Source organism: Leucobacter sp. (genome assembly GCF_053528595.1).
The window spans coordinates 1-12,702 of sequence record NZ_JAIVPF010000041.1 but is presented as its reverse complement, the minus strand read 5'-3'; the positions used below and the strand labels follow the sequence as shown (position 1 = coordinate 12,702).

Genomic DNA, 12,702 nt, shown 5'->3' with positions numbered 1-12,702 from the left:
GTGGCGAACGGAGCGGGGCCGGCGTTCGGCGAACGCGTCGAGTACGGGCCCGACGACGTCTGCTACCGCCACCCGCAGGTGCACAGCTTCACGCTGTGCCAGCGCTGCGGCCGCACCATCTGCCCGGACTGCCAGGTGGTGTCGGCCGTCGGCGTACTGTGCTCGGAGTGCGTCAAGCAGACGCAGCCGGGCGCGGCCCAGCGCGCCGGCCGCTCGGCCCGGGTGACGGGACGGCGCCTCGCCGCGCTCGATACGCCCATCACCTACGGCATCATGATCCTCTGCGGGATCGTGTTCGTCGCGCAGACCCTCAGCCACTACTTCGGCGCCGACGAGGCGACCCGCGCGCTCTGGTACGCGCCGCTGTACTCGCTGCCCGGGTCGGTGCTGCCGCCGGGTCTCGGCTTCGAGCCCTGGCGCATGATCACCTCCATGTTCACGCACTCGACGGGGTTCCTGTTCCACATCCTGTTCAACATGTACGCGCTGTGGCTCTTCGGCCGCAACCTCGAGCAGATGATCGGCCGGGCGGCCTTCCTGACGCTCTACCTCTTCGCCGGCGTCGGCGGTTCGCTGGGCGTCATGTTCTGGGGGTACGCGGAGCCGGCGAGCGTGCTCGTGCCGACGGTGGGCGCCTCGGGTGCGATCTTCGGCGTGCTCGCGGCGACGCTCGTCGCCTTCAAGGCGGCCCGGGTGAACATCACCTCGCTGGCGGTGCTGATCGCGATCAACTTCGGGATCGGGCTCATCCCGGGCGCGAACATCTCCTGGCAGGCCCACCTCGGCGGCATGGTCGTGGGTGCCATCACGATGTGGCTGCTGCTGGCCACGCGCGGGCCGCGTCGCAAGACGCAGCGAATCATCGGGCTCATCGGGCTCGGCGCGGTGCTGGTGGCCCTCGGGTTCTCCTACTTCGTCGCGATGCCCGCGATCGTCTGACGCACGCCGCGTCTCTCGGCGCCGCGGAGCATGAGGATGCAGTTGTTCGCCTGTGCACGCGTCATCCTGCGGCGGCGGAGCCGATCGCAGGATCTCAGTGTGGATCCTGCGACTCGCCCGGCGCGGAGGCGCCACCGCGAGATGCGCAGAACGCTGGCGCGTTCTGGCTCGGCATTTCGCACCCGCAGGATGACGAAAGCCCCGGCGATGCCGGGGCTTTCGTCAGTTATCCACAGGCTTCTCCCCAGCTGGGGAGGAATTACACCGGTGTGATTCGCGGCGCGATCGATCCCCGCTCGGGGCGGTTCGCGCGGCTGGGAGCGGGGCGAACGTCAGGCGGCTACTTCCACCAGGGGGTCATGAGGAAGCCCACGAGCACGAGGCCGAAGCCCACGAAGATGTTGGCCTGGCCGAGCGCGGGGACGGGCAGGGGCAGCGCGGTGGCGCTCGTGATGTAGTAGAGCACGATCCAGATGAGGCCGAGCAGCATGAAGCCGAACATGACCGGCTTGAACCACACCGGATTGGGCGCGTCCTTCCGGGCGGAAGAGATCGCGGCCTGATCCTGCGTCAGCTCCGCCGACTTGCGCTTGCTTACATTCTTCCCAGCTGCTGCCATGGCTACGAGTCTACCGGGATTCCGGCCGAGTCTCAGCGCCCGAGACGTAGAATGTGAGGGTGATGGAGTCTCGCAGCGCGCGCGGCCGACGCCAGCGGGCTCGCCTGAGTCCGCTCACGGTGATCGGGGAGCTGCTGCTGCTCGGCGGGCTGGCGGTGCTCGGCTACATCGTGTGGCAGCCGTGGCACACCGGTGTCGCGGTGACCGCGAAGCAGACCGAGCTCTCGGCCGGCGACTCGGCCCGGTGGGACGCCGAGGCGAAGCCGGTGCAGGACGGCACGGTCCCCGTCACGGCGAAGCCCGCCGCCGGCGAGGTGTTCGCGGTGCTGCACGCCCCGGCCTTCGGCACCACCTACGCGAACCGCATCGGCGAGACCACCGACTGGTGGACGGTGCTCAACCTCGACGAGAAGGGCATCGGGCACTACGAGACCACGCAGCTGCCGGGCGAGCCCGGCAACTTCGCGCTGGCCGGGCACCGATCGGGGCCGCTCATCAACTCCTTCCGCGAGGTGATGAACCTGCGCGTGGGCGATCCGCTGTTCATCGAGACCGCCGACGGCTGGTACACCTACCGCTTCCGCTCGATCGAGTACGTGCTGCCCGACGCGGTCGACGTGCTGAACCCGTTCCCGCGGCTCGAGGGGGAACCGGGCGAGGATCGCATCCTCACGCTGACCACCTGCCACCCGAAGTGGGCCGGCAGCGACGAGCGCGCCATCGCCTACTCCGTGTTCGAGGGCTTCCAGCCCCGCAGCGACGGACCGCCGGCCGCCCTGCTCGAGCTCAACCCCACCATGGAGGGCACCCAGGCGCCCAGAGGGGACCAGGAAAGCTGATGTTCTCGTTGCTCTGGCGGTTCTTCCCCGGCCCGGCCTGGCTCCGGGTGATCGTGCTGCTGCTCGCGGCGGCAGCACTCGTCTACGTGCTCATCGCCTACGTGTATCCGTGGGCGGCCCTGTACTTCCAAGCAGAGGAGGCGACGGTCGGATCATGACGAACATTCTGATCATCGACAACTACGACAGTTTCGTGTACACGCTGAACGGCTACCTGCAGCAGCTCGGCGCCTCGACACGCGTCATCCGCAACGACGAGGTGAGCACGGGCGAGCTCGAGCACCTCGTCGCCGAGTACGACGGGGTGCTCATCTCGCCGGGCCCGGGCACGCCGACCGACGCGGGCGTCTCGGTGTCGATGGTGGGCATCGCGCTGCGCACCGGGGTGCCGCTGCTGGGCGTGTGCCTCGGGCATCAGGCGATCGCCGAGGCGCTCGGCGCCACGGTGACCCACGCCGAGGAGCTGATGCACGGCAAGGTCTCGCGCGTGCACCACAGCGGCGACCCCTTCTTCGAGGGCGTCGCGCCCGAGTTCAACGCCACCCGCTACCACTCGCTGGCCGTCGTGCGCGACACGGTGCCGGAGACGCTGGTCATCACCGCCGAGACCGCGAGCGGGATCGTGATGGCGCTGCGCCACCGGGAGCTGCCCATCTACGGGGTGCAGTACCATCCCGAGTCCGTGCTGACCGAGGGCGGGTACCGCCAGCTGGGCAACTGGCTGGGTGTGGTGGGCCTCGCCAACGCGGCGCAGATCGCGCAGTCGCTGTCGCCCCTCATCAAGAGCTGAGCGGCCGGCTCCCGCCCTTTTGACCGGCTCGGGGGACGGGAGCGGGACCCGGTCGAAGGGGCGTCGAACTCCGGGAACGGGTCGGTCGGGGAACGGGACCCGGATCCGGGCGAGGGGCGCGTCAGGCCGCGCAGTACTTGACCTCGAGCGCGGCGCCCTGCTTCTGCTCGCCGACGATCGACTGCCAGGTCACGGGGAAGTTGCCCTCCGCGGGGCACTGATCCGGTGTGTAGGTGATCTCGAGGCCGCGGCCGTCGAGGAGGGATCGGGCCGCCTCGAGCGGGTGACCCACGACCTCGGGCACCTTCACCTTGCCGCTCGACACCCGCACCGACACGCTCTCTCCCGACGCCAGCTCCGTACCGGGCGCCGGTGAGACCTCGAGCACGCGGCCCTCGGGCGCGATGGGGTCGTCGACACTGGTCTCGACGCCCACGGTGAGTCCCAGGTCGGCGAGCGCCTGCTTGTAGTCGTCGAGCGACATGTTGTCCGGCTCGGGCACCTTCGCCGCCTGCGGGCCGGTGGAGATGTAGAGCGTGACGGACTCGCCGACGGTGAGCACGGTGCCCTCCTCCGGATCGCTCGAGATCACGTGCCCCGCGGCGATCTCCTCGCTCGTCTCCTCGACCGTCACCGGGAAGAGCCCCTGCTTCTGCAGCAGCTCGAACGCCTCGGTGCGGTCCATGTCGACGAGGTTCGGGATCTCGCGCGAGTTGTCGGGCACGAACTGCTGGGGCGCCAGCGTGACCAGCCAGAAGACCACGGCCACGATCACGGCGCCGACGGTGAGGATCGCCGCCCAGGTCCACATCACGGGCGGGCGGCTCTGGGTGCGCGCGGCGCCCCCGCCCTCCGAGAGCTGGCGCAGCGCGAGGTCCGACTCCGAGACCTCCTCGCCGCCCGAGAACAGCACGGTGTCCTGCTGCTGCACCGAGAGCTTGGGCATCTTGCCGCTGGCGGCGATCCGCAGCGCCTCGCGGAACTCGGAGGCGGACTGGAAGCGCTTGGAGCGATCCTTCGCCAGGCCGTAGAGCACCACGCGGTCGAGCTCGGGCGTCACCTCGGGGTTGCGCTCGCTCGGCGGCTTCGGCCGCTCGCTCACGTGCTGGTAGGCCACCGCCACCGCCGTGTCGCCCCGGAACGGCACATCGCCCGCGAGGAGCTCGTACAGCAGCACCGACGTCGAGTAGAGGTCGGTGCGCGCGTCGATGGACTCGCCCTTGGCCTGCTCCGGGGAGAAGTAGGCCGCGGTGCCGAGGATCGCGGTGGTCTGCTGCAGGGTCGACGAGGTCTCGGAGACGGCGCGGGCGATGCCGAAGTCCATCACCTTGACCTGGCCGCTCTTGGTGATCATGATGTTGGCCGGCTTGATGTCGCGGTGCACGATGCCGGCGCGGTGCGAGTACTCGAGGGCGGTGAGCACGGAGTCGACCACGCGGCACGCCTCGGTCTGCGACAGCCCGCCCTCGGCGACGAGCTGGCGGAGATTGGTGCCCTCGACGTACTCCATGACGATGAAGGGCAGCCGCTTGGGCCCGTCGGCCGTCTGGATGAGGTCGTCCCCCGCGTCGAAGACGCGCACCACGGTGGGGTGCGCCATGCGCGAGGCCGACTGCGCCTCCTGCCGGAAACGCGAGCGGAACTGCTCGTCCCCCGCGAGGTCGGCCTTCATGACCTTGATGGCCACCTGGCGCCCGAGCTTCGTGTCGGTTCCGCGGTACACGGTGGCCATCCCGCCCTGACCGACGAACTCGCCGATGGCGTAGCGGCCGGCGAGGATGCGCTGCTCACCGTCGCCATCGGTCGTTTCGGGCATGATCACCTCTTCCGTGCTCAAGGACTGCCTCCAAGTTTATCGGGATCGATGCTGGATCTCGTTCCGGCGCTCAGCCCTGGCCCGGGCCATCGGTGTCGGCGTCCGAGTCGGAGTCCTGCGCGGCCGGGGCCTTCACGGTGATCGTGGCCGCCGGCGACGCGTCCGAGATCCGCTCGACGCCGCTGCCCTGGCAGGTCACGGTGTAGGTGACGGTGATGGTCGCGTCGTCGGCCCCGGGTTCGAGCGTCGGCGCCTGCAGGTTGACCGTCGAGCCCGAGACGCTCGCCAGGGCGTTCGCCGGGTCGGCGGTGACGTTGTAGCCCTGCAGCGTGAGCCCGGTGGGGCAGACGTTCGTCGCGAGGCTCAGCGTGAAGGCCTGCCCCGAGTCGACCGAGTCGGTGCCCGTGGGCGCCGGCGGCTGCGCGACCTCGCCGAACGCGACGTTGACCGTGAGCACGATCGCCTGATCGAAGGGCACGCGGGACCCGCTCGGGTTCACGTCGGTGACGATGTCGACCTCGTCGTCGGGGGCCTGGTTGCCGGGCTGGGTGGAGACGTTCCGGAAGCCGAGCCCGTTCAGGTACGCGGTCGCGTCCTCGGCCGTCTTGCCGACGACCTCGCTGCGATCGATCTCGCCGGTGGTGGGGGCCTGGGTCGTGGTCGGCGTGCTGGTGGTGGTCGTGGGCGGCGGGGTGGTGGTCCGCTCCGGATCGCCGCCGCCACCGCTCAGCAGTGCGTAGGCCGTTCCCGCGCCGATGATGAGGAGCAGTGCGGCCAGTGTGATGAGCGGCCAGGTCCAGGGGCTGCGCTTCTTCTTGACCGGCTCGTCGGTCTCCGCGGCCTCCTCGTCCTGCGCGGGGTCCTGAGCCGTCTGGCCCGCCAGCGCGGTCGTATGCGGCATCACGGTGGTCGCGGCGTCCATCGTCTGCGTCTGCTGCGGCATCACGGTCGTGGCGGGCAGGGATGCCCCGAGCACCTGCGGCACGTAGCTCGCCGCCAGCTGCACGTCGCCGCGGTGCAGCGCCGTCGCGGCCTGCGCGAGCTTCGCCGCGGTCTGCGGACGCCCCGCGGCGTCCTTCGCGAGGCACGCCATCACGAGGTTGCGCACCGGCTCGGGCACGTCGGCGGGCAGATCCGGCGGGGTGTCGTTGATCTGCGCCATGGCGATGGCGACCTGCGACTCGCCCGTGAACGGGCGCTTGCCCGCGAGGCACTCGTAGGCCACGACGCCGAGGGAGTAGATGTCCGTGGCCGCGGTGGCCGTGTGCCCGCTCGCCTGCTCGGGCGCGAGGTACTGCACGGTGCCCATGACCTGCCCGGTGGCGGTGAGCGGCACCTGATCCGCGATCCGAGCGATGCCGAAGTCGGTGATCTTCACGCGGCCCTCGGGTGTGATCAGCAGGTTGCCCGGCTTGATGTCGCGGTGCACGAGGCCGGCGTCGTGCGCGGCCTGCAGCGACGTCGCGGTCTGCGCCACGATCCCGAGCACCCGGTTCGCCGGAAGGCGTCCCTCGCGCTCGATGATCGCCGAGAGCGGCTCGCCAGGCACGAGCTCCATGACGATGTACGCGGAGCCCTGCTCCTCGCCGTAGTCGAAGACGTTGGCGATGCCCTCGTGGTTGACGAGAGCGGCGTGCCGCGCCTCGGCGCGGAAGCGCTCGAGGAAGCCCGGATCCCCCATGTACTCGTCCTTGAGGATCTTGATGGCGACGGTGCGGCCGATGATGCTGTCGGTCGCCTTCCACACCTCGCCCATGCCTCCGACGGCGATCCTCGAGCTGAGCTCGTAGCGTCCGCCGAATGTGATCCCTGCCGCTGGCCTCATTCGCTCAACACCGCTTCCATTACTCGTTTTCCGACTGCCGTGGGGAGGTCGAACGAACCCCCCTCAAACCCGTAGGCCTCGCCGCCGCCATCCGCGATCACCACGGCGACGGCCACCTCGGGATCCTCGACCGGCGCGAATCCCGTGAACCACAGCGTAAAGGGAAGGTCATTCCCGTTCTCGTCCGTACCGTTCTCCGCGGTGCCGGTCTTGCCCGCGACCCGCACCCCCTCGATGCCCGCTTTCTGCGCGAGGCCCTCGGGGCTGGAGACGCCGGTCTCCATCATGCCAGCGACGTCGTCCGCGGTCTGCTTCGAGATCGGCTTCGAGAACTCCTCGGGCGTGTACTCCTTCTCGACGCGCAGATCCGGCGTGATCACCCGGTCGACGAGGTACGGCTTCATCACCGTGCCGCCGTTGGCGATGCCCGCCGAGACCATCGCGACCTGCAGGGGCGTGACCCGCACGTCGAGCTGCCCGATCGAGGAGAGCGCGACCTGCGCCTCGTCCTCGGGCATCGGCGAGGTGCTGGGCGTGACCGCGAGCGGGACCGAGAGCTCCTGATCGAAGCCGAAGGCGTGCGCCATGTCGGGCACGACGTTCGGCTCCATGTCCATCGCCATCTCCGCGATCGGGATGTTGCAGGACAGCACGATCGCCTGCTCCAGCGTGGCCTTCGACCCGCTGCCGCAGGTGGTGCGGGAGGCGTTCTGCATCTCGTGGGTCGACTGCGGCAGCTTGAGCTGCGCCGGGTTGGCGAACTCGGTCGAGGGGGTGGCCTCGCCGGCCTCGATCGCCGCCGCAGCCGTCACCAGCTTGTAGACGGAGCCCGGATGGTACAGATCGCCCGCGATGGCGCGGTTCTGCAGCGGCTGCGAGGGATCCTCCTCGAGCTGGCGGTAGTTCGCGATGATCTCCGCGTCGCTGTTCGTCGAGAGCACGTTGGGGTCGAAGCTGGGGGTCGAGACGAGCGCCAGGATCTTGCCGGTCTTGGGCTCCACGGCCACGACCGCGCCCTCGAAGCCGCCCTCGGCCATCGCCTCCGCCGCAGCCGCCTGCGCCGCGGGGTCGATCGTGGTCTGCACCGAGCTGCCCTGGGGCGCGACGCCGTTGAGCGTGTTCATGATGCGGGTGAAGAACTGCGCGTTGCCGATGCCCGAGAGGTCCTGGTTCATGGCGGCCTCGAGCCCGGTCATGCCCTGCGTGTGCGAGAAGTAGCCGGTGATGGGCGCGTAGAGCGGGCCGTCCGAGTACTGCCGCACGAAGCGGAACGAGTCGCCCGTGGGGGTGGAGTACGCCACCGGATCCCCGTCGACGAGGATCGATCCGCGCTCCACCTTGTAGCCGTTCTTCACCGTGCGGCCGTTCAGCTCGTTGGCGCGCAGGTCGTCCGCCGACACGAACTGGATCATCGTGACGGCGAAGAAGAGCACCAGGAACATCGCGAACACGGTGCGCGTGAGGAACTTCAGCTGCTTGTTCATGTGCGGATCACCAGCTTCGGTCGATTGCGCACCGAGTTGGAGAGCAGGATGAGCAGGGCGATGATGATCCAGTTCGAGACGAGGGAGGAGCCGCCCGCGGCGAGGAAGGGCGCGGTGAGGCCGGTGAGCGGGATCACGCGGGTCACGCCGCCGACCACGATGAACACCTGCAGAGCGATGGCGAAGGCGAGGCCCGAGGCGAGGAGCTTGCCGAAGTCGTCCTGCCCCGCGAAGCCGATGCGCAGGCCGCGGCCCACGAGCAGCAGGTAGGCGGCGAGGATCACGAACAGCCCGATGAGGCCGAGCTCCTCGCCGAGGCTCGCGAAGATGTAGTCGCTGCGCGACTCGGGGGTGTCGGCCGGGTAGCCCTGGCCGAGGCCCGTGCCCGTCATGCCGCCGTTGGCCATGCCGAACAGACCCTGCACCATCTGGTAGCTGCCGCCGTGCGGATCGGCGAAGGGATCGAGCCAGTTCGCGAAGCGCACGTTGACGTAGGCGAGGGTCTGGCTCGCCACGAGCCCGCCCACGAGGAACAGCCCGACGCCCAGGATGATCCAGCCGATGCGCCCCGTCGCGAGGTACAGCATCGACAGGAACAGCCCGAAGTACAGCAGGGAGGTGCCGAGGTCGCGCTGGAAGACGAGCACCGACATCGCAGCGAGCCAGAACACGAGCAGCGGCCCGAGATCCCGGGCGCGCGGGAACCGGATGCCGAGGATCTTCTTGCCCACCATCGCGAGCGAGTCGCGGTTGCGCACCAGGTAGCCGGCGAAGAAGATCGCGAGCAGGATCTTCGCGATCTCGCCCGGCTGGAACGAGAAGCCGCCGATGTGGATCCAGACGCGGGCGCCGTTGATGGTCTGGCCGATGCCCGGGAGCATCGGCAGCAGCAGGAGCACCACCGCGCCGAGGCCGGTGAGGTACGTGTATCGGAACAGCACCATGTGATTGCGGATCACGAGCAGCACGACGATCGCCGCGAACACCGCGATCGACGACCACACCAGCTGCCGCACCGCCCACGCATCCCAGCCCGAGAGCTCCTGGGCGAGATCGATGCGGTAGATCATGGCGATGCCGATGACGTTGAGGAACGTCGCGATCGGCATGATCAGCGGGTCGCCGTCGGGGGTGATGCGCCGGATCGTGATGTGCAGCGCGAACAGGGCGATGACGAACAGCGCGCCCGTCGGCGCCAGCTCGGTCGTGGGCTCGCCCACGACGGTCAGGTCGATGATGACGACCGCGGCGATGCCCACCGCGATCGCGAAGAGCAGCAGCGACAGCTCGAGCCCCAGCAGCTTGCGGGGTGCGCGCAGCGCGGTGATGCGCTGCAGCACCGTCTCGCTGGTGCGGGTCTTGTCGAAGGTGCGGGCGTCGCCGTTCTGGGGGCTACTCATCGTGCACCCCCAGTCGCAGCACGATCTCGCGCGCCTCCTCGAGCGAGCCGGCGCCGAGGGTGCGCTTCACCTGGCGCTGCTCGAGCCCGTCGAGCTCGGAGAGCGGGATCTCGGTGTCTTCGGCGACCGAGTGCAGCGAGATGGAGCCGATGTTCTGCTGCACCCCGCGGTAGATGATGACGGTCTCGCCGTCGGTGCCCACGAAGTAGCGGCTCTGCGTCCACTGGTAGCCGAAGAGCAGGGCGCCGCCGATCGCGAGCAGCACGGCGACGACGCCGAGCGCCCACAGCAGGCGGCGGCGGCGGTTGCGGCGCCGCGTCTCGGCGATCAGCTCGGCCAGGTACTCGTCGACGCGGGGCTCGAACTGGCTCTCCGCGACCACCGGCGGGCGGCGCACCAGCCGGCGGCGGCCCATGAGCCGGGTGCGGGCGGTCGAGGTGTCGCCGTCGCGCAGGTCCGGGGTCGTGGCGGCCGAGCCGGCGAAGCGGCGGTTCGGCTCCGGCAGTTCGCTCGTGGTGTGCGGATCGGCCTCGGGGGCGAGCTCCGTCTCCACGAGCACGACCGTGACGTTGTCGGGCGCGCCGTGGGCGAGGCTCTTGTCGATGAGCGCGTCGACGGCGCCCTGCAGCGAGGTGCGGCGGCGCAGGATCTTCTCGATGTCGTGGTCCTCGACGTACCCGCACAGGCCGTCGGAGCAGAGCAGCCAGACGTCGCCCGGCCGGGTGTCGAGCACGTCGGTGTCGACTTGCGGCGAGGAGTCGACGTCGCCCAGCACGCGCATCAGCACCGAGCGCCGCGGGTGGGTCTTCGCCTCCTCCTCGGTGATCTTGCCGCTGTCGACGAGGCGCTGCACGAAGGTGTGATCCTTGGTGATCTGCTGCAGGTGGTTGTCGCGGAGCAGATAGAGGCGCGAGTCGCCGATGTGGGCGAGCGCGAGCCGGTCGCCGACCGGGATGAAGCCGGTGAAGGTGGTGCCGAGACCCGCGAGCTCCGGGCGATCCTTGACGACGGCGCGCAGCTTCGCGTTGGTCTCGAGGATCGCCGTGCGCAGCGTGTTGGTGGTGGCCTCGGGGCTGCTCATCGGCGGTACGTCGAGCGCCGCCATCTCCTTGGCGGCGATCGCGGAGGCGACGTCGCCGCCCGCGTGCCCGCCCATGCCGTCGGCGACGAGGAAGAGGTGGTCGCCGGCGAAGCCCGAATCCTGATTGTTCGAGCGCACCATGCCGACGTGGGAGCCGATGGCGCTGTCGTACCGCACCCGCACGCTCAGGGCCTCAACTCGAAGGTGGTCGTGCCGATGGTGACGGGCGTGTACGGCGGAACCGGAGTCGGTTTCGAGATGCGCTCGCCGTCGACGCGGGTGCCGTTGGTCGAGTCGAGGTCGGTGAGGATCCACTGCTCGCCGCTGCGGGAGAGGCGCGCGTGGTAGGTGGAGGTGTAGTCGTCGACGATGACGAGCGTGGAGTCGCTGCTGCGCCCGATGGTGATGAGGTCGTCGTCGAGGTTGATCGAGGTGCCGTCGGCGACGCCGGAGGTGATGACGAGGTGGCGGACCGCTCCCGCGCCTCCGGCCGAGGGGAGAGCGCTTCCCGCGGAGGGGAGCGCCCCGCCGCTCGGGGTGATCGCGGGCCCCGGCTGCTGTGCCGGGGCGCTCGGAGCGGAGACCACGGCCGAGACCTGCGGCGCCGCGGGCGGCGCGGATCCGGCTTCGCCGCCCCGCAGACGCCGCACGGGAGCGCCGAAGAGGTCGCTGCGCAGCGCGTAGACGATCCCGAAGATGAAGAACCAGAGCAGCAGAAGGAATCCGATGCGCAGGATGAGCAGGGTGAGTTCGCTCACAGCCCCCTCCAGAAGTCCTGGTCGATGCCCGGAGGATCCCCGGGCATCGAGGTCTGCGCCGGGTAGGCGCGTGTCGGTGGTGTGCTGGGCCTGCTGGGTGCCGCGGGGGGCTGCTGGGTGCGGCTGCGCCCGGGCACGAGTTGGAAGCGGAGCGCGGTCTGCCCGATGGTGATGACGATGCCCGGCGCGAGCGCGGCCTCGCGGAAGCGCTCGCCGTTGATCTTGGATCCGTTGGTCGAGCCGAGGTCGCGGGCGATGCCGGCCCCGCCGTCCCAGATGATCTCGAGGTGCTTGCGGGAGGCCGCGTTGTCGGTGATGCGGATGCCGCAGTCGCTGCCGCGTCCCACCGTGGTGGTGCCGCGGCGCAGCTCGTGGCGAGTGCCGTCGACGTCGAGCACCGCGATCCAGTCGACCGCGCCCTCGACGCGCGAGGAGTCGATCTCGAGCACGCCGACCGTGAGCGATTCGTCGGGCCGGATCTCGACGTCGGGATCGCCCAGCAGCTGGTAGTTCTGGCGCTTCGCGTGCTTCACCACGACGCCGCGCAGCTCCTGCTCCAGGGTCTCGCCGAGCCCGCGCAGGCGATCCGCGTCCTTGGGGGCCACCCGCACCGTGAAGCGATTGGGAGCGAGCACCCGGTCGCGGTCGACGATGACGGCGCCGATGTCGAGCTCGCGCTTCAGCGCCGAGGCGATCTCGACGGGTTGCACGCCGGAGCGGAAGGTGCGGGCGAAGGCGCCGTTGACGGCGCGCTCGAGCCCGCGCTCGACGCTGTCCAGAATGCCCATGTCCCGCTCCTCCCTTCCTGCTCGGTCCGTCGTCCCTGCGGCGCGCACGCCGATGTCGGCACACCGCTATGGCTTTAGTTTAGCCAGCAGTGTAGCCCGCTTTGGTGTGAGGGCTCCGGTGCTGCTAAGCTTGTGGAGTTGTCTGGTGCTCCGGTGCCGGATGGCGACTCGCGCGAGTGGCGGAATTGGCAGACGCGCTGGCTTCAGGTGCCAGTGCCCGCAAGGGCGTGGGGGTTCAAGTCCCCCCTCGCGCACGAACAGAAAATGGCCTCTGACCTGGGGTTTAGATCACCGGGTTGGGGGTCATTTTCGTGCCATGTGCTGAGATATGTGCTAAGCCCCACCGAGATGGGCCGCGAAGCG

Annotated in this window: 12 protein-coding genes and 1 tRNA gene; 5 read left to right on the top strand and 8 right to left on the bottom strand. The window is 69.7% G+C overall.

All coding sequences use genetic code 11. The annotated features are described in order from the left end of the window. Complete coding sequence (locus ACWKZU_RS08670; RefSeq protein WP_449281923.1) at nucleotides 1-939, top strand: rhomboid family intramembrane serine protease; 939 nt, start codon at nucleotides 1-3, stop codon at nucleotides 937-939. Between the two features lie 340 nt (nucleotides 940-1,279). Here the strand turns inward: ACWKZU_RS08670 and ACWKZU_RS08665 are convergent, their stop codons facing one another. Beyond that, on the bottom strand, nucleotides 1,280-1,558 hold the full coding sequence (locus ACWKZU_RS08665; RefSeq protein ID WP_449281922.1) for a cell division protein CrgA: 279 nt from the start codon (nucleotides 1,556-1,558) through the stop codon (nucleotides 1,280-1,282). Nucleotides 1,559-1,620: 62 nt separating this feature from the next. Between ACWKZU_RS08665 and ACWKZU_RS08660 the strand changes: the two genes are divergently transcribed. The 3 genes from ACWKZU_RS08660 to ACWKZU_RS08650 are packed head-to-tail and all read left to right on the top strand — an operon-like array spanning nucleotide 1,621 to nucleotide 3,187. Further along, on the top strand, nucleotides 1,621-2,397 hold the full coding sequence (locus ACWKZU_RS08660; protein WP_449281921.1) for a class E sortase: 777 nt from the start codon (nucleotides 1,621-1,623) through the stop codon (nucleotides 2,395-2,397). Then, nucleotides 2,397-2,555 (top strand): hypothetical protein, encoded by a 159-nt coding sequence (locus tag ACWKZU_RS08655; RefSeq protein WP_449281920.1) that lies wholly within the window; start codon nucleotides 2,397-2,399, stop codon nucleotides 2,553-2,555. The genes ACWKZU_RS08660 and ACWKZU_RS08655 overlap by 1 nt, the downstream gene beginning before the upstream one ends. Further along, a complete protein-coding gene (locus tag ACWKZU_RS08650; protein ID WP_449281919.1) occupies nucleotides 2,552-3,187 on the top strand; it encodes an anthranilate synthase component II in 636 nt (211 codons plus the stop codon). Before ACWKZU_RS08655 ends, ACWKZU_RS08650 begins: the two co-directional genes overlap by 4 nt. A 121-nt stretch (nucleotides 3,188-3,308) precedes the next feature. Here the strand turns inward: ACWKZU_RS08650 and pknB are convergent, their stop codons facing one another. The 7 genes from pknB to ACWKZU_RS08615 form a co-directional block, all read right to left on the bottom strand. Beyond that, complete coding sequence (gene pknB / locus ACWKZU_RS08645; protein WP_449281918.1) at nucleotides 3,309-5,003, bottom strand: Stk1 family PASTA domain-containing Ser/Thr kinase; 1,695 nt, start codon at nucleotides 5,001-5,003, stop codon at nucleotides 3,309-3,311. A 70-nt stretch (nucleotides 5,004-5,073) separates the two neighbouring features. Continuing rightward, nucleotides 5,074-6,828, bottom strand: a complete 1,755-nt coding sequence (locus ACWKZU_RS08640) for a protein kinase domain-containing protein (RefSeq protein WP_449281917.1) — start codon at nucleotides 6,826-6,828, stop codon at nucleotides 5,074-5,076. Then, a complete protein-coding gene (locus ACWKZU_RS08635) occupies nucleotides 6,825-8,312 on the bottom strand; it encodes a peptidoglycan D,D-transpeptidase FtsI family protein (protein WP_449281916.1) in 1,488 nt (495 codons plus the stop codon). The genes ACWKZU_RS08640 and ACWKZU_RS08635 overlap by 4 nt, the downstream gene beginning before the upstream one ends. Further along, on the bottom strand, nucleotides 8,309-9,712 hold the full coding sequence (locus ACWKZU_RS08630; protein WP_449281915.1) for an FtsW/RodA/SpoVE family cell cycle protein: 1,404 nt from the start codon (nucleotides 9,710-9,712) through the stop codon (nucleotides 8,309-8,311). Before ACWKZU_RS08630 ends, ACWKZU_RS08635 begins: the two co-directional genes overlap by 4 nt. Continuing rightward, on the bottom strand, nucleotides 9,705-10,976 hold the full coding sequence (locus ACWKZU_RS08625; RefSeq protein ID WP_449281914.1) for a PP2C family protein-serine/threonine phosphatase: 1,272 nt from the start codon (nucleotides 10,974-10,976) through the stop codon (nucleotides 9,705-9,707). The genes ACWKZU_RS08630 and ACWKZU_RS08625 overlap by 8 nt, the downstream gene beginning before the upstream one ends. A 2-nt stretch (nucleotides 10,977-10,978) precedes the next feature. Then, nucleotides 10,979-11,551, bottom strand: coding sequence for an FHA domain-containing protein FhaB/FipA (locus ACWKZU_RS08620; protein ID WP_449281913.1), 573 nt, complete (start codon nucleotides 11,549-11,551; stop codon nucleotides 10,979-10,981). Beyond that, nucleotides 11,548-12,339 carry an FhaA domain-containing protein gene (locus tag ACWKZU_RS08615; protein ID WP_449281912.1) on the bottom strand — a complete coding sequence of 264 codons (792 nt, stop codon included), beginning with the start codon at nucleotides 12,337-12,339 and terminating at the stop codon, nucleotides 11,548-11,550. The genes ACWKZU_RS08620 and ACWKZU_RS08615 overlap by 4 nt, the downstream gene beginning before the upstream one ends. 170 nt (nucleotides 12,340-12,509) lie before the next feature. Between ACWKZU_RS08615 and ACWKZU_RS08610 the strand changes: the two genes are divergently transcribed. After that, nucleotides 12,510-12,593: transfer RNA gene (locus ACWKZU_RS08610), tRNA-Leu, on the top strand. The last annotated feature ends 109 nt before the right edge of the window (nucleotides 12,594-12,702 follow it).

Excerpts from the sequence above, each read along its gene's own strand:
- ACWKZU_RS08630 (WP_449281915.1), bottom strand. The coding sequence starts at position 9,712 with ATGAGTAGCCCCCAGAACGGCGACGCCCGCACCTTCGACAAGACCCGC.
- ACWKZU_RS08660 (WP_449281921.1), top strand. The coding sequence starts at position 1,621 with ATGGAGTCTCGCAGCGCGCGCGGCCGACGCCAGCGGGCTCGCCTGAGT.
- ACWKZU_RS08635 (WP_449281916.1), bottom strand. The coding sequence starts at position 8,312 with ATGAACAAGCAGCTGAAGTTCCTCACGCGCACCGTGTTCGCGATGTTC.
- ACWKZU_RS08650 (WP_449281919.1), top strand. The coding sequence starts at position 2,552 with ATGACGAACATTCTGATCATCGACAACTACGACAGTTTCGTGTACACG.
- ACWKZU_RS08655 (WP_449281920.1), top strand. The coding sequence starts at position 2,397 with ATGTTCTCGTTGCTCTGGCGGTTCTTCCCCGGCCCGGCCTGGCTCCGG.
- ACWKZU_RS08665 (WP_449281922.1), bottom strand. The coding sequence starts at position 1,558 with ATGGCAGCAGCTGGGAAGAATGTAAGCAAGCGCAAGTCGGCGGAGCTG.
- pknB (WP_449281918.1), bottom strand. The coding sequence starts at position 5,003 with ATGCCCGAAACGACCGATGGCGACGGTGAGCAGCGCATCCTCGCCGGC.
- ACWKZU_RS08615 (WP_449281912.1), bottom strand. The coding sequence starts at position 12,339 with ATGGGCATTCTGGACAGCGTCGAGCGCGGGCTCGAGCGCGCCGTCAAC.
- ACWKZU_RS08640 (WP_449281917.1), bottom strand. The coding sequence starts at position 6,828 with ATGAGGCCAGCGGCAGGGATCACATTCGGCGGACGCTACGAGCTCAGC.